Genomic DNA, 16,630 nt, shown 5'->3' with positions numbered 1-16,630 from the left:
TTTCCGGCGTCTCGCACGTGACTATGAACGGCTTCCCGAAACTCTCGCTGGGCTTCATTTCGTCGTCTTCGCAATGCTCATGCTTGTCCACGCCGTGCCAGTACTTCAAAGTTCCTAACACGCTCTAAGGTTGCAGGCAACCGCTGGTTGTCGCTTGCCAGACGACGGAAACGGTTGAGCCAGCCGAAGCTGCGCTCGACACACCCAGCAGCGCGGCAACAGCACAAAGCCCTTCTTGCCCTCCGGGAGCTTGATGACTTAAGCTCAATGCACTTCGTCCAGTGCCGCTTGCGCGGACTCTTCGCCAGTGTATCCGTGGTCGGCAAACGCCACCTTGAGCGTCTGGCCCGTCGCCTGTTGAACCTGCCGCGCCAACTCTCTGACCTGCGCGCGCCTCTGTTCCTTGCCCAGCGTCACACGTACCGCGAGCAATTGCCTCAACCTGTCCACCGCCATATGCACGCGCTTGGTTGACCTCGACGGTCCTGAGCAACCCGGATGATGGAACGCAGGTCGCGCACCATGGCCCCAGAACAGCTTGCCTGAATCCAACGCTGGGTCTGCTGATTGACCAACTTCCACGGTGGAAAGCCGTCGTAATGCTTCAGCCTCGACTGCGGCAGCGGCGGGCGTTTGATGTATCGGCCAAGGTAGTTCACGTTGCGGATATGGCTGTCCGACGGTGGCGCAAAATGGACGATCCATGGCTTGCCGTAGTGACCATCCAGCCAGCGGCTCCACGCCACTTTTGCCGGGCACCGCATTTTCAGCTCCTGCGGCAGAACCAGCGCGTCGTGCGACTGCCGCAACAGATCGACGATTGCGTAGCGCCACATCGGCATGACCTGTGCCTTCACGAAATACATCGACTTCCACTGCTCGCCGTCGGGCGTTAAGTCCCCGCAGGTCACGCTCAGATGGACATGCACGTTCCATTGCAGGTCGCGCCCGAACGTGTGCAGCGTCGTGAAGATGCCCGGCAGGATGCCTTTGCGGGCCGCCGTTTTTTCGATGATGCCCGCAGCCAGCCGGCTGGGCGCCTTCAGCAACGCGCGGTTCAGCCTGAATACCTCCCACAGGGCCGAGGGCATCGTCAGCGTGATGTGCTGCCAGCGCGTTTGCGGCAGCCTTGCCGTTTGCGTGGCGATCCATTGGTCCGTCGCCTTCTTGCCGCACGTGGGGCAGAACCGGCTCTTGCAGCTGAAGCACACCTTCTTGCGATGCGGGCAGGCTCCGTTCGAGCAGCAGTGGCTCGCGTAGCCCATTACTTTCCAGTCCGCAAGCGAGCAGGCGCACCACGTTGTCCACCACCGCCGAGCGGATCTCATGCTCATGCTTTTTTTTGAAATACCGCCACCAGGCCTCGCCGGTCTGCAGCAGCTGTTTGATCGGACTGACGGTTCTGATGATCAGTACCTCCCGTGCGCGACACCTCCGACTCTACCATCCCCCGCTCGCGGCCAACGGCGGGCTTGCCTGCGGCGTTGGCCGCGAGCGGGGGATGGTTCTAGTCGCCGCGCAGCGGCTTACCTTGTTCTGTAACGGACTGCTGGGTTTTCCAGGGGCGACTCAACCACATAGCAAAGCTACTCCCACTACCCGCACGGAATGCTGACGACACAGGCCGACGTCATGAACGCCGACCCGCGCGCCTTCATCCGGCAGTGGGTCGCGACCGGGCACCTCACTTGTCGTCGGTCGGCGCCAGTTCCCAACCGGCGTTTTCACCGTTGCGGGATAGCGGATTGTCCTCGCCGACATCGGTGGGTAGGTCGGCCGGGGCGAAGCTGTAGCTGTAAAGCTCGTACAGCACCTGTTGCATTGGCGTGTAGTAGACGATGGAACGGGCCTCAGCCTCGCCGGAGGAGATGATCCCGATCAGATGCCGGTCGTAGGTGACGACCGGTCCGCCGGAGTCGCCCTTGTCAACGCTGTCGAACTCGGACGAGGCCGCGGCATCGATGTGTTCATACTTCGGTTTCAAATCTCCCGGCGCGAGAGACATGCCTCGCCACACGCAGCGGACGCCGGTGCGCCAACCGCTTGTACAGAACTGTTCATCCGGCGCGTCCGACCACCCGGTAACAGCAAGGCGCGCTTCCTGGCCGGCGCGCGGCATGAAGACCTGGTTATTCGCAAGGGGCGTATAAGTCTGGACCGGACTGCAGAAGGCTGCGCTGTGAGAGGTGGAGGCGCATTGCAAGGACCTCGGATTCGGCTTGGGCGATACCCGCACAAGCTCGATGTCTGAGGCAGCCGACTGCCACACGACGGTGCCGATGGCAATGGTACCCACCTGGATGGTGGTGTACATCGGCGCGCAGTGCTTGGCAAGCACGAGCCATCGTGTGGCACGTTGGTAAGGCGTCAGTCTGTGGAGGATGCTCTTGGGCACCAACACCGCCCCTACGGTGCATGATCCATCTGGAACGCTGACCTTCGAGCCAGAGATGACCGGCAGGACTGCGCGGTCGGGATTGCGAGGCTGCACGACGCCCGGGGTTTGCGCCGTGGCGACCGAGGATGCGAGGGTGATGGCGATGGCCATTGCGAGGGATGCCACACGCTTTTGCAGTGGTAGGGTTTTCATCAGGGATCGAGTCCTCTCAGGGATGTCGGGATCGGGGAAAGTCGTGGTTCGCGAGGCCCATTTCAGGCGTCCGGCTCGCCTTCGTCGGCACCATGTCGGTCTGGGCGGCGTCCGTGGCCATCTCGCGGGCCTGAGTTCAGCAGATCAGTTCGTTCGGGTTCGTCTGCATGTCTCGCTCCTCAGGGACATGGGTTTTTGCCACTTTTATCGGCGTTGTTGCATTTCGTCGCCGCGCAGCGGCTTACCTTGACGACGAAGGTAGGCACAGCGCTCCAGCACCCCCGTTCGGGGGAAACGTACCTTTGGTGCAAAAAATGGCGGTTGGGTCCGAAAAGATTCAAAAAATCAAAGGTCCTGAGGTCCGGCGCTGTTATGCGTCTACGCGCTGCGCGACGAACTGAAACGGCTGTGCTTCTGCCGCAAACCCGCCTCGGTACAAAAGGCCTAGGAGCAGTGGTTCAAGCAAGCCCGGCAAAGCGGGATTGCCGCTCTGACATTGTTCGCCCAGCGTCTGCAAGGCTATTGGCATGGCGGCCCGTTGCCGGCGTCCGCTCAATACCAGCGTCGTCGAGGACATCAACAACACCATCAAGGTCATTAAACGTCGCGCTTACGGGTACCGCGACGAGAAATATTTCTTCCTCAAGATCCGCGGTCCGTTCCCCGGTAATCCTCGAGGAACCAGAAACTTGCCAGTAAGTCCCTGCAATTCCCACACCTCGATTTCCACCGGAAGCCTAAATGTTCAACATTCCGCGGATTGTTATGAGCCAACTCGATTGAAGCACTGCGTAAATGCGCGAGTCGTGCAGAACACGTCCGCCGAGGATTGCTGACTCCAGCCTCAGTAATCTCGCTAAGATAAACATCGACTTGGTGAGTCAGTTTCGCCAGCGCACCTTCGCTTCCGACATCGGCCAATGTCACCTTTCACCTCGCGCCGCTGATGAATGTGGGATTTCCTTTTGTCATTGCCTAGTTTCTCGTAGGCATTATGCGAGGCTCAAAGACCGGTCGCTTTGCTCCACCGCGTGACTCCCATGCCCATCTTCCCCGCCGGGCCCGCAGTAGTAGGTAGAAGTATCGAAAGGGTCCGCAGGACTTGGAATTGAGTACATTTGGATCGGGACCTCAGTAGCCTGCGCCGCCACCCCCACTAGAGCAACGGACAGCAAGCCACCACATAGCACTCGCTTCATATTTTTCATAGACACTCCATATTGGAAAACGTTAATACACCGCATTTAATTTGCCCTCGCCGCAGGTTACGTATCTTACGAAATTCTCTACGCCTTCACTAGAAGGACGGGGTATCAAATATATTGATGTCGATGCTGCTTATCATGGAGGTCCGTGCTGAGAGATCGTCGCGCGAGCTTCTCGTTCGAGACATGAGGAAAACCAAAGGTATCCGTACGTCCCGTATCCACGTCTTTGCAGTCTTGGCGGTCCTTTTCCATGATCTTCGAGCTTCCTTTGCCTGCACTAATTGCTGGCTTAGGCTCCTGCCGCTCCCAGTATCCGGCTGTCTGCATTGCTCAGGCACCTCTTCGCGATGCTTCCGGGGCGGCGGAACACGGCCCCAACTTCAGGGCTCTCGCATACCATCCATAACGCTTGTGAAGTCGGGGAACAGGAGATTCCCATCGAAGATTTTCCTATAGGCATAAATTATCTTTATTTGATATCGCCCCTGCTATTGAGGTATAACTTGCGACAGCGGTTTATTAGGGATAAGAAAATGCGGCCTATTCAAAAAATAGGCCTTTGTTATCACTTAGGCAGTGGTCACTTTCCGCAGGAAAGCGTAACATTGAATGTCTTGCTGCGCGTTTTTTGTGATGTATATCGACATGGCAGTTTGCAACATAGAGGAATGCAGGCAATGACGAAGAGCCGGCCAGTTGCTGTTCAGCATTAACCGTGAAAAGGGAGTTTCCACACGATCTCGCCCCTCAACTGCCGATCGAGTAGCCTGCGTTGCAAAGGCGGGGATATCCGAGTGGAATAGTCGTTCTCAACTGTTGCCGCGGCACATCACAGCGGCTCATCGGCCATTCCGTTGGAGCGCAGGGAATCCTCGCTAGGCAGTGCCTTATTGTCATATCCAACGGCAGGCACTACGCTCACCGAAACTTAGAATCCCGCGATTCCTCTGTTGTCCCGTCGACAGTTTGCATCGCCGTTAGTGACCAAATGATAACTACATTCCGTCGAACGAAAAGGGGGAATCCGGCGCGGTCGCGCCACTGTGTCTGTCCTGGCATTCTCCTGCCTGTGGCAGGAGTCAGATCTCTTTTCGTTCCTGTATCGGACAAACCGGGGTGCGAAACCCCACGGAGCCGCACATGAACGTCACAGTCACCTCCTTGCGCCAGCCTTTGCGGCTGACAACATCATCCAGATCTCGCCGTCAATCGATCTGCCGATCTGACTAGCTTCGATCCATCGGCACTTTACCGGCAATCTCGCGTGGCACCCGTGTGCCTTGAGCGCATTGGTGCGTTCGGCATTTTCCGCCCCAATACCCTTTCTTTTTGATCATGAACCAACTTCACTACTGCTCGTTGGCCGGCGCATTGCTAGCGCCCCTCAGTTCTACCTGCTCAGCCCAAAGCGTCACGTTATACGGTGCGCTCGATGCGGGCCTCGCCTACGTCAGCAACGTGGATGGACATGCGCAATATCGCGCGACGTCGGGATTGATAGATGGCAGTTTCTGGGGGTTGCAAGGTACCGAAGATCTGGGCGGCGGAGCCCGAGCACTCTTTCGCATGGAGCGTGGCTACTCGGTCACCTCGGGCGAAGGATTCAACGAGCATCCGATGTACGTGGGACTTCAATCCGAGACCCTCGGTACGCTGACCCTTGGCCACCAATACGACCTGATTCACGACTATTTCGCGCCCTTCACGCTGACAGGGGGAGCCGGCGGTACCGCGTTCGCGCATCCGTTTGACAACGACAATGCCAACAACTCCTACCTCGCCGCGAACTCCGTCAAATATGCAAGCGCCTCTCTGAACGGGTTCAGCTTCGGCGGCATGTATGCATTCTCCAACACTGCGGGCCGGTTCGCGCAGAACCGCGCATACGGCATTGCTGCGAACTACGGCAATGGCCCATTCAATGCCGGTGTCGCATGGATGCGCAACAACGGACGCGGCCTCAACGAGGTCGGTGCCTACTCGCCGGCGGCATTGCCCGGCAGCGGTCAGACAGTGATCGACGCCAGTGTGCAAAAGCAGGATGTGATCGCCGCCGGCGCGAGTTATGCGCTCGGCGATGTGACGCTGGCAGGGGCGTGGTCGCGTTCCATCTACACGGGCGTTGCCGACGCGGACAACGGCGGCGCTTTGCCGTCGATCGGGTTCAGTAACTACGAGATCAGCGCGGTCTGGCAAGCTTCGCCCGCCCTCTCGCTAGCGGGTATGTACGTCTTCTCCGACGCTTCTTCGGCGCATTGGCACCAGGGCGCGCTGCAGGCCGTCTATCAACTGTCGAAGCGTACGGACGTGTATGCGGAAACGATCTATCAGCACGCGTCATCGGGCGCGCCTGCCGTGATCAACACCAACGATCCGTCGAGCAGTCAAAACCAGTTGCTCGCCGGCACGGGCATCCGGCACCGCTTCTAGGGCTGGATGATGTCGGCTTACGACGCCGCGAAGCGCGCAGCAAACGACGCTACTCCGCAACCAGCTGTTCCTTGTGAGCTGAACCGGCCGCTTGTCGGATAGAACGGACGCTGCATAGGCGGTCAACGACTTGGCGCGCCGCGCTGAATTCGCCCGTCAAGGCATCGACTTCCGTCTTGAACGGCCGGCCGCTGCCGATATCGAAGCGAGGCGCGAACGCCGCTGCGGTGTTCCCACTTTGCTGGCCGCTGTCGTCAAATGAATTGAAAAGATTGCGACTGACACGCAGTTGTCTCTAAATCTTTGGGCGTTGTCGCCGGTTTTGCATAGCCGAGGTGACCGGTTACTGCTCGATGAACATGCGCCACTCCGGGAACTGCTCGAAAAAGCTCTCGCCCACATAGACATGATAGACAACGGGCGAATTGGTGCTCGACAAGGTATGGGGCGTATTGAAGGTGGAAAGCCCTGGGTCAATGCCGCTGGTGCTCGCCCATACAGTCAAATCGTCCAGCAGGTTGCCCGCTTCGTCGCGCGATACTCGCAATTTGATTGGCTTCATCGCCAGTTCCGCAGATGGTCAAGATCGTCGGATGGATATCATAATCGAAGCACCGGGTAAGTCACACGCGGGGCAACCGGGAGATGCCCGTGGTGCTCGATCGCGCGCTTTCCGGCGATCGCCTACCTCAGGCAGGTCCGCCGGGTCCTCATTCGATCGCGGCCCGTGTGTCAGCCGAATAATTCGCGGGATTGGTGCGGTGCAGCAAGTGGTGTTACATTGCTAGCCTTTCCTCCTCGTGCGCCACGTTTTGCGCTTCCCTATCGCCCGCTCGTTCTGCGGGCCGTGTGCATTGCCCGTTGCGATCCTTCATCTCGTGCCTGCCCCGCAGCCGTCGAATGTGTACAACTCGCCCGCCACGGTGCCGGCAACCGCTGGTTTCGCGATCGCCGGGCAAACCCCTTCAGGAGAATGTATGGCAAAGGTTGATCCGTGCAATTCAGGTCCAGATACAGCTGCATCAGCGCCGAAAGCGTCGGCCCGGCGCGCATCGAAGAGCAAGGCAACCGCAGGCCTGCTGCCGGTGGATATAGTGTCGCCGGACGAAGAGCGGCAGCGTCAGATGCGCGCACTCATTCAGCTCGGCAAGGAGCGCGGCTACCTGACCCATGCCGAAATCAACGATCACCTGCCGGACAACTTCGCGCAGACCGCTGCCATTGAAACCATTGTCAGCACCTTCAATGACATGGGCGTCGCGGTCTACGAACAGGCGCCTTCAGCGGAGGTGCTGCTTATGAACGACGCGACGCCGGCAACCATGTTGGATGACCAGGCCGACGAGGAGGCGGAAGTCGCGCTTTCCAGCGTCGATTCGGAATTCGGGCGTACGACCGATCCCTTCCGCATGTATATGCGTGAAATGGGCGCGACCGGATTGTTGACTCGCGCGGGCGAGATCGAGATTGCGAAGCGAATCGAAGGCGGCCGCCAGGAAATGATCCGGACGATTGCTGCGTGCCCGGTTACCGTCTCCGCGATCCTTCTGAGCGCGAAGCAGATTGAAGCCGGTGAACTGCGCATTGACGAACTGGTTGACGGTATCAATGCGGAAACCGAATCGGTCGAACAGTCGTCGACGGACTTCGCTGAAGCGCCGGACACCGAGCAGGCCATCGCTGACGACGACGATGAGGACAGCGAGATTGAAGACCGAGACACGGCGAGGTCGAACGAAGCGCGCCTGAAACAACTCACGAGCGACAGCCTCGTTATTTTTTCCCGGGTGCGCGAGCTGTTCGAGCAGATTTCTGGTTCCCAGGCTGCGCAGGGTAAGGGGCGGGTGGCTCGCGCGGACCTGCGTGAAGCGATCCAGCGCGAGTTGGCGCCCATTCGATTCACGGCGCGAACCATCGATCGGCTATGTAACGATGTGCAACAGCAGGTCGCACAGGTGCGCGCAGTCGAGCGCCATATTCTGCAAATTGCTGTTGACCGATGCGGCATGCCGCGCGAGAAGTTCGTCGAGTCGTTTCTGGGACGCGAAACTGATCTCGCGTGGTCTGAAAGCACGGCGGCGGCGTCGCGCGAGTACGGCGCCGCCCTCGAACGTAGTCTGCCGGCGATTCAGGCTGAACAGCGGAAGCTTCTCGATATCGAAACGAAGGTCGGACTGCCGTTGCAGCAGTTGAAGAAGATCAACCGGCAGATGATGGCGGCCGAGTCGAAGATGCTGCAGGCAAAGCGCGAGATGATCGAGGCCAACCTGCGCCTCGTGATCTCCATTGCGAAAAAATATGTGAACCGGGGCATGCACTTCCTGGATCTCATCCAGGAAGGAAATATCGGTCTGATGAAAGCCGTCGACAAATTCGAATATCGACGCGGCTGGAAGTTTTCAACCTACGCAACGTGGTGGGTGCGGCAGGCAGTCACGCGTTCGCTTGCGGATCAGGCTCGCACGATCCGGATTCCCGTTCACATGATGGAGTCGATCAACAAGCTGAACCGGATTTCCCGCGAGATCCTGCAACAAACCGGACGCGAGGCTCATCCTGCGGTGTTGGCGCAGCGCATGGAATTACCGGAAGAGAAGGTTCGCGCCATGTTGAAGATTGGGAGGCAGCCCTTATCGCTTGAGACGCCAGTGGGTGACGATGCTGATGCGACACTTGGCGATATGATCGAAGATCCGACGGCGACGTCGCCCGCCGATGCGGCCGTGCAGGCGAATCTGCGCGCCGCGATCAATACGGCGCTCGACGCATTGTCGCCGCGTGAAGCGAAGGTGTTGCGGATGCGTTTCGGGATCGATACCGCATCTGACTGTACGCTTGAGGAACTGGGCAAACAGTTTGACTTGACGCGCGAACGGATCCGGCAGATCGAAAGCAAGGCGATGCGAAAACTGACGCATCCGAACCGCACCGCCAAGCTACGACCATTTCTCGACCATTAAGGCGCTGACGCGTGCATTGGAGGCTTGTGCCGTTTCGAAGGGGGGCTTGAGCAGTCGCTTGTCGACCGGATAGTTGCGGTCCGATACCTCTGGGTCAGGGCGGGCCCGATGCGCGTCGGGCTCCGCGGGACAGTGGGTCATCGTCCGCTATCGCCGACTCACAACAGGACTGCCTGCTGCAAAAGTTCCAGAGCCTTCAATTCGTCCAGCCGTCCTGTGCGCGCCTTTCCTGCCAACGTCTTGATCAATGCTTCCGCGATTGGCGCGATGCCGTGGAGATTTTCCAGGCTGGTGACGGAAGCGGGGAGTGGGACGAGGTTTTGCCGGGAGATTGCGGCAGGCTCAAGTGCCTCAGGGGTTGCCGATATGACTGTAGGCAGCTCGCCGTCATTTCCTTCAGAAGAGCGACCGGCGGCCTCGGCATGCGCATCGCTTATATGATCATGCGGGCCGACGACGATTGCCGTGTTCTCATCTGCGATGTCCGCGGAAGCTGGCGAGACGTTTTCCGGCTCGACCGGGACGCCCGTCCGCGCGCGCCGCGTGTGCGCCTTCGGAGATGCGGGTTTGCCTGGGGCACCTTTCTTCGTCGCAGGCTCGACCGACTCCTGTTGGGCAACGGATCCCCGACCGCGCGAAGCAGGGGTCAGCAAACGTAACACCGACTCGGGAATTTCCACTTCCGAGCGCGGGGTGTCCAGCCAGCCAGTCGGCAAACCAAGGCGCTCCGTGAAACGGTTCGCCTCGGCATCGTCCATGCGCTTCTTGCCATATAGCCGATGGGCGGTATTGGACTTAGTCATCGACATGACGACACCAAGGCGTGCTTTGGAGCCGTTGCGACCCGTGAGGACGAGGAGGTTCTGCCGTCGAATGTTTTCAAGCGTGGCGCTGTCGTCTAACGCCAGCGGTTGCTGCCGGGTCGCTTCAGAAGAGGCTGTGGGTTTCGATGATGAACCTTTTCTTGCCGCATGGGCGCCTGTCGGTCTGGTCAACTGGCCTCGACTCTTTTTGACGGTCACCGGCGATCCGCCCGTTGCTTTCTTTGGCATTTCCGTTTCCTCGGACAGGTTGTCTGCAAGAATGGATTGTTGGCCGCCGTTCGGGGCGGAAGCCGGTATGCGCGTTTGAGACGCAACCTCGGGCTCGCTGTCTGTTTTGATAAAGTCGAGCGGTGACTTCAGACGGGCGATGGTTTCGGGCGCGAGGGCAGGATGGGGCTGGTCAAAGAAACCATGCGGCAGTCCAAGCGTCGTTTCCATATGAAAAGCGGTCTCGGGCGTGAATCTTTCACCCTTCATCAATTCAGCAACTCGCGTCATGTTCGAGTCGAGTCCGAGCGCGATATTCTCTGCACCCACCGCATCGACGAGAAACTGGAACGACCGTGTTTTGAAGATCGACGCAGTCTGAGTGGAGTCTCGAGGAGGCGCCTTCACGTATGGTTGTCCCGGCCGGTTGGACGGAGACTTTTTCGCGTGGCGAGGTTGGCGTTGTCCGCTGTCCCGAGGTCCCGCAAATCGTCCGCGGGGTTGACCCATAAAATGTGGCTCCGTGCGATCGTTGATGTTCTGGCTCGTGAATTATAGACGAGAGGCAATGTTCGCATCGGATGCGCCAGCCTGCCCATATAGGGACGGTATACGAGCCGGAAGCGAGCTTCGGGACCGCAACGATGAGCATGCGTGGGTTCAACGAATCTACCTTGGCCTTGGCCGCCCATCGATCTGCAACGCGACAAACGATCGCAATCTGGCACCCATCTATGCCGCCAAGGCGCATGTTCAGATATCGGCGCGCGCTGTGTCTGTATCAGACGCTGGAGAATTCGTGCATCGGACTGTCTGCGTTGCAGCAGGACATGCCGACGCAGCATTGCTGCCCAGCATAGTTCGACCGCATCCCGACGCGCCGCAATGACATTGTGTACAGCATCTGGGTGTCGTCGGTGGCCGCCTCGTCGACTGATAGAGGCAAGGGCGCCGGCATCACCTGGCGGCGTCTATGATTTCTGCCTCGACGTATGGCGTGAGAGCAAAGGCCAAGTGCTCGGGCGTCGGACAGATCTGGCGGCTACTTACCCGCAACCGCCGTCCGAACTCGTGTCACCACGATGGCTAGTTTCGCATGAGGGGCGGTCATCCGTCCGCCGAGCTGTCCCCAAGCGTCTAGCGATCAACAGGCTAACCTGAAATCGAAAGCGAACTCGGGATACAGACGCTGAAACTCGTCCCGTGCCCGCTTGATTCAACACCTATTGTTCCGGGATGGGCCGTGGCAATGCAGCGACAGTGTAGAGGCCAAGGCCCATGCCTGCCGCAGTCCCCTCCGGGTTGTGAAGGATCGCTGGTGTCATCGGATCAAACAGCGTAGGCAGCGCTCTTTCCGGTATCAGGTTAACCCGGATGAAAACGGTTGGTGCTGGTCGCGCTCTGCCACGCGGCGGAGGGCGACCAGCGATCGCCTAGGCGCACGCGACGCCTCCGAACGCTGGAAACCCGGATCCCGATTTGTCGCTGCTGGTCAGGCGCCGATCCAGCGCCGCAGCCACGACCTGCACATTCGGCTCGGCGATCATCTCGAAGTGGTCGCAAGACACATCGACGACATCCAGCCCGCCGCGAGCGATGTGCCGCCACAGCGTCAACTGATTGTTACGGTAAGACAGCGCGGAGGTCGCGTGTACATAGACGATCGGTCCAGCGTGATAGGGCCTTGGCCGATACGTCGTCATCGCTACCCGCAACGTCTCGCGCACCGTTCGTAGGGCCGGCGGCATCATCGCGTTGTGGCTGTTTGGGCGGTGTGCCATGCGTCCACTGCGCATGCGCAAATGATCTACGACATTCGCGAGTCTGTCCTTCACGTAGTGCGTAAGTTGCGCCTTGGGCACGGCGCGCAGCATGCGCCAGTGCCAGCCCAGGAAGTCACGGTTGTGCCGCAGCCAGGCCCGCCAAGGGAGGCAACGCTCGTGCGCATAGGTATCGATCAGGCACAGCAATTCCATTTGCTCGCCGGCGCGGCTTAGCTGTTGCGCAATCTCGACCGCAATCAATCCGCCGAACGAGTAGCCCACCACCGCGTAGGGTCCCGTCGGCTGCACGCTGCGCATCTGTCCGATGTAGCTGGCCGCGATGTCGTGAACGCGCCGTTGTGCCGGCTGCTCGCCGTCGAGGCCTCGTGCCTGCAGACCGAACATCGGGCGCGGAGTCTGCATCGCCCCGATGAGCGCCGAGCATTCCATGACGGTGCCGCTCACCCCGTGTACCAGGAAGAGCGGTGTACCCGTGCCTGCTCGTATCGGTACGACCGTCGGCGAAGATTGTGGCACTCCGGGCTCGTCGATTGCCGCGGCGAGGCGCGCAATGGTCGGTGCGATGAATAGTGTCGCGAGCGGCAGCGTGCGCCCGGTCGACTCATTCACACTGGCAAGTAACCTCGCCGCCAGCAACGAATTGCCACCTAGTTGGAAGAAGTTGTCGTCGCGACCGATCGGAGCTATGTCGAACAGTCTCTCCCACTGCGACTGCAAGTGCCGTTCGAGATCCTCCCGGGACTGGCCCACCGGCGCCAGTTCGCGCGTTGCCGAGTTCAGCGCCGGGTGACACCGAATCGCGTCCAGACACTCGGGATTGCGCAGCGCTGCCGTGTTGCGCACCGGCAGGCCGCTGATCGCGTTGCGTGCGGCCGCTTCCGACGGCTTGCCATTGTGCGTAACCGGCAACGCATCGACGGCGATGATGCGGTCGGGCACGTGCGCCGGAGATGTGCGACGTGCAAGGTCGCGGCGCACACGGGCGGCCAGCGCTGCGTTCAGCTCGAAGCCTTCGCGCAGCACGAGCATCAACACCGTACGCTGATCCGTTGGGGCTGCGTTCGAAGAGCCAGCCGTCATATTGCGCAACGACTGCTGAACGACCATCGCGTCGCGGATTTCCTCGATGTCATCCAGTACGCGATAGATCTCGACCGGCCCGACGTTGACTCCGCGCACGTTCAGGACGCCATCGGTGCGGCCATGCAGTCTCGCAGTGCCTTGCGGCGAAAACTCGATCAGGTCGCCGTGAGTCCAGACGCCCGGATTGCTCGCGAAATAGGCGGCGTGAAAGACGGTGCCGTCCGTGTCGCCGAAGAAGCCGAGTGGACGTGATGGAAACGGGTTTGCGCACACCAGTTCGCCGATCCCGTCGACGGACTCGCCCTGCGAGCGGGCCTGAACGTCAAGCGCAAGACTCTTGCATTGGGCTTCGCCCGCGTAGACCGGCAGGTTGGGATTGCCCAGCACAAAGCAGCCGATGATGTCCGTGCCGCCCGAAATCGACTGCAAAGGCAGCGGTTTCACGTGATCACGCACCCAGGTGAACTGTGGGTCGAGCAGCACTGCGGCCGTCGACATCATCGCGCGCAGGGCGCTTAGATTGAATTGCCGCCCCGGCATCAGCCCCGCGTCTTCGCTCATCTTCAGATAAGCGGGACTCGTGCCGAACACCGTGGCGCGCTCGTCGGCAACAAGGCGCCATAGCGTGTCGACCGTCGAGATCGGGCCATCATAGGTGACGATTTCGACGCCGGACGCAAGCGCCGACAACTGCCAGTTCCACATCATCCATGCGCAGGTGGTATGGAAGTACATCCGGTCGCCGGGCCGTAGATCGCTATGCAGCCGATGCTCCTTCAGGTGTTCCAGCAAAGTGCCGCCCGCACCGTGCACGATGCACTTGGGCTTGCCGGTGGTGCCCGACGAAAACATGACAAATAGCGGGTGGTTAAACGGGAAGCGCCGCCATTCGAACGATGCGGCGTCGCTGTGCTCGACCAGTTCATCGAGCGAATAGATTCGTTGCTTGACCGCATCTGGTAGGGCGCCATCGTCGAGACGGACAATACATTCCAGCGACGGCAAAGCAGCCGCCAGCTCGCCGATCTTGGTCGCGACCGGTGCGCCCGTGTCGAAAGTCTGCGCCGCTGCGTGCGCGAACAGCAGGCGCGGCGAGAGCGGTGTGAAACGATCAAGGAGCGTCTCGACACCCATCTCGGGTGCAGCCGTCGACAGCGTTGCACCGAGCGCAGTGACCGCCAGCGCAGTGACGACCGCTTCAGCGTCGTTGCGCATCACACACACTACGCGATCCCCCTGGCGCAGTCCCAATACCGTGAGTGCATGCGCGAGACGCGATACGCGATCGCGCAGCTCACCGCGAGTCAGATGTACTCGCCGGCCATCGGCGTGACAGGCTGTCAGCGCAGGTGCCTCGGCCCTTGCTACCGACAAGCTTAAGAGGTTCTCGGCGTAGTTCAGTTCGAGTTCCGGGAAGAACTGTGCGTGCTCGCATTCGTCGCCGACGCACACGGGTTCGATACTGCCGGACCACTCAAGCCCTTCAGACCATTCCACGAAGACTTGCCAGAACGTTCGATATGCCCGTACCGAGAAAGCGTGCAGCGTTTCGTAGCTGTCGAAGATCTGGCCCGTGTGCGCCTGCAAGGCCGCGGTGAACGCGGTCATTTGAGAAGTGGCGACGCGCTCGGGGGTATTGGTAAAAATGGGAACCCGTTCCGGGATTACACCGGGGTAAGGCGACGCACAGGGCAATTGCAGGCGATCCATATTTCCTCCACGCAAATGCAGAAAGAGACGGATTTAAGATGCCCGTTTATCGTCAAATTGATGCTATTGAGCCGTCTTCTTTTTATATGTGCAAAAATGTACTTTGAGAAGCGGTTTATAGGGCACCTGAACCTTGATAAAAGCACTGTAACCTGGCACGCCCGGAGAACGATGCTAAAAGGTAAATTTTCCAACGCTTTTCGCGTACGTGTTGCTTCAGATCAATCTTCCCGTACGCTCTCAAACGGGTAAGCGCGCGGGAAAATGCGCCGGCCATCTGAACCCAATTAATCCCTTTAGCATGGAAGCCCGGATGCAGCGGCTCATAGAAAGTGACGATCACAGGGAGGCGGCGAGGCCAATCCAAAGGCGTCTCAATTGCCCAAACAAAGCGCTGCATGACCATCCTCCCGATTGGGACGCGGTCTAAGCGGGGGGCAACGGCAGACGAAGCGGTGACACAACTGGCTCGAGCTCGCGACGCGTCTTGTCCAATTCAATTTTCGACCCTTGCGCCGCTTTCGGTACGCGAGGTCGAGCGTATTCGCCAAATCTGTCAGCAAACGAATCTGTATTATCTACCGACCAAATCCTTGGATTAACCGAAACTATCCCAAGTAAAAATTTGTTATCAATCACCTTGCATTTTGCCGGACGCAGCGGGACTAAACTTTGACTTAATGAAACAATGGACGCATCCAATGCAGTGACGAAGACCGATTATCGTCGCGTTGGAGTAATTGTTGATCTGCTGCTAATATATTAGGTCGTTATTGACTTTGACTTTGGCCTGACCCACGAAGAGTTCGTAAGGTGTTAGTGACATCAAAGTTAACTACATGTTCGCGCAGACATCGACAGGGTGGAGCTTGCGGAGTGACGAAGAGCGCGGGCCTTCACCAAGGCTAGAGGCCGTAGCCACACGGCCCTGCCTCGTAGACAATCTCTACGTGTCTCGCTTTCGACTGAAGTCGCTTGCACAGACGATCGATATCCGTCTTCGTCGTACCGGTCTTGCCGAGCAGTTCGACTTCGCCCGTGCCAAGCGCATAGGCAACCGTGATGGATTCCTTGTGAACATCCAGACCGACGTACACCGTGCTATCGTTTTCCATGCTGGCCTCCGTGCCGGAAATCGCCGGGTGTGGCGCTGTCCACACCGTGCGGCTCTGGCAGAGATGCTAACCCGCGTTTGATTCCTCACGGCGGGCCAGCCTCTGCCTCACGGAAAGTCATAGTGTCTTAACGACTCCTGCTCGATGCAGTCGCTTGGCGAGCACTGACCGCCAACTCGCGCTCGCCGTGCGCTCAGGTTTTTCCGGCCAATGCTGATAGGCTATGTTGAACGAAACCGCTGACGCGGTAGCAGGTGGTCGGCGAGCGGCGGCGTCTTCGATGCTGTTCATGGAGTGTCTTCCCTCGGATGGGACGATGGCAGTGCAGTTTGCTGCCTCGTCCCTTCCGAACGGAGTTCACCATGACACCCCTACGTCGACGTATGACCGAGGATATGCGCGTGCGCAACCTCGCTGCCAACACTCAACGCGCCTATCTCCAGCGGGTGCATGCCTTTGCCGAGCACTTCGGTCGTTCCCCGGATCTGCTGGGTCTGGAGGAGGTGCGTGCCTGGCAGGTACACCTGATTGAAGTCCAGCGACGCTCAACCAGCACGCTGGTCGTTGCCACTGCGGCGCTACGCTTTCTGTACTGAGATTGACCCGCAAAAACGGACATCTATCCTTTGGAGAAGGAGGTGCCGATTATGGCCAAGCATCGTACCCCGTACCCGGCGGAATTTCGGGCGCAACTGGTCGAGCTGGTGAAGGCCGGACGC

Annotated in this window: 8 protein-coding genes and 6 pseudogenes; 5 read left to right on the top strand and 9 right to left on the bottom strand. The window is 59.4% G+C overall.

From position 1 onward, the window contains the following. Positions 1–118: pseudogene (locus tag AB4Y34_RS38380) on the top strand (IS5/IS1182 family transposase); the annotation flags it as partial. Here the strand turns inward: AB4Y34_RS38380 and AB4Y34_RS38375 are convergent. The 3 genes and pseudogenes from AB4Y34_RS38375 to AB4Y34_RS38365 form a co-directional block, all read right to left on the bottom strand. Further along, positions 78–596: pseudogene (locus AB4Y34_RS38375) on the bottom strand (transposase); the annotation flags it as partial. The pseudogenes AB4Y34_RS38380 and AB4Y34_RS38375 overlap by 41 nt on opposite strands. 6 nt (positions 597–602) lie before the next feature. After that, positions 603–1,265, bottom strand: a pseudogene (locus tag AB4Y34_RS38370) (transposase); the annotation flags it as partial. A gap of 419 nt (positions 1,266–1,684) precedes the next feature. Then, entirely contained in the window at positions 1,685–2,590 is a 906-nt protein-coding gene (locus AB4Y34_RS38365) for a trypsin-like serine protease (RefSeq protein ID WP_176369735.1), read from the bottom strand. A gap of 364 nt (positions 2,591–2,954) precedes the next feature. Between AB4Y34_RS38365 and AB4Y34_RS38360 the strand changes: the two are divergent. Both AB4Y34_RS38360 and AB4Y34_RS38355 read left to right on the top strand, forming a co-directional pair. Beyond that, a pseudogene (locus tag AB4Y34_RS38360) lies at positions 2,955–3,267 on the top strand (transposase); the annotation flags it as partial. Positions 3,268–5,133: 1,866 nt separating this feature from the next. After that, positions 5,134–6,228, top strand: a complete 1,095-nt coding sequence (locus AB4Y34_RS38355; protein ID WP_368718972.1) for a porin — start codon at positions 5,134–5,136, stop codon at positions 6,226–6,228. 343 nt (positions 6,229–6,571) lie between these two features. Here AB4Y34_RS38355 and AB4Y34_RS38350 read toward each other — a convergent pair whose 3' ends face one another. Continuing rightward, on the bottom strand, positions 6,572–6,790 hold the full coding sequence (locus AB4Y34_RS38350; RefSeq protein ID WP_176369737.1) for a hypothetical protein: 219 nt from the start codon (positions 6,788–6,790) through the stop codon (positions 6,572–6,574). A gap of 415 nt (positions 6,791–7,205) precedes the next feature. On the opposite strand from AB4Y34_RS38350, the gene rpoD reads away from it, so the two are divergent. Further along, entirely contained in the window at positions 7,206–9,188 is a 1,983-nt protein-coding gene (rpoD, locus tag AB4Y34_RS38345) for an RNA polymerase sigma factor RpoD (protein WP_368718971.1), read from the top strand. 158 nt (positions 9,189–9,346) lie between these two features. Here the strand turns inward: rpoD and AB4Y34_RS38340 are convergent, their stop codons facing one another. The 5 genes and pseudogenes from AB4Y34_RS38340 to AB4Y34_RS38320 form a co-directional block, all read right to left on the bottom strand. Then, on the bottom strand, positions 9,347–10,627 hold the full coding sequence (locus AB4Y34_RS38340) for a hypothetical protein (protein ID WP_309235193.1): 1,281 nt from the start codon (positions 10,625–10,627) through the stop codon (positions 9,347–9,349). A 196-nt stretch (positions 10,628–10,823) separates the two neighbouring features. Further along, positions 10,824–10,907, bottom strand: a pseudogene (locus AB4Y34_RS38335) (copper resistance protein CopC); the annotation flags it as partial. A 745-nt stretch (positions 10,908–11,652) separates the two neighbouring features. Next, entirely contained in the window at positions 11,653–14,796 is a 3,144-nt protein-coding gene (locus AB4Y34_RS38330; RefSeq protein WP_368718970.1) for an acetoacetate--CoA ligase, read from the bottom strand. A 115-nt stretch (positions 14,797–14,911) separates the two neighbouring features. Continuing rightward, entirely contained in the window at positions 14,912–15,196 is a 285-nt protein-coding gene (locus AB4Y34_RS38325; protein WP_176369741.1) for a hypothetical protein, read from the bottom strand. Between the two features lie 508 nt (positions 15,197–15,704). Further along, positions 15,705–15,911 (bottom strand): annotated as a pseudogene (locus AB4Y34_RS38320) (IS110 family transposase); the annotation flags it as partial. Between the two features lie 362 nt (positions 15,912–16,273). On the opposite strand from AB4Y34_RS38320, the gene AB4Y34_RS38315 reads away from it, so the two are divergent. Beyond that, positions 16,274–16,507 (top strand): phage integrase N-terminal SAM-like domain-containing protein, encoded by a 234-nt coding sequence (locus tag AB4Y34_RS38315; RefSeq protein WP_368718969.1) that lies wholly within the window; start codon positions 16,274–16,276, stop codon positions 16,505–16,507. The last annotated feature ends 123 nt before the right edge of the window (positions 16,508–16,630 follow it).

Source organism: Paraburkholderia sp. BR10954 (assembly GCF_040965775.1).
In the GTDB taxonomy this organism is placed as follows: Bacteria; Pseudomonadota; Gammaproteobacteria; order Burkholderiales; family Burkholderiaceae; genus Paraburkholderia; species Paraburkholderia youngii.
The sequence above is the reverse complement of the archived record's forward strand: the minus strand, read 5'-3'. Positions and strand labels throughout refer to the sequence as shown.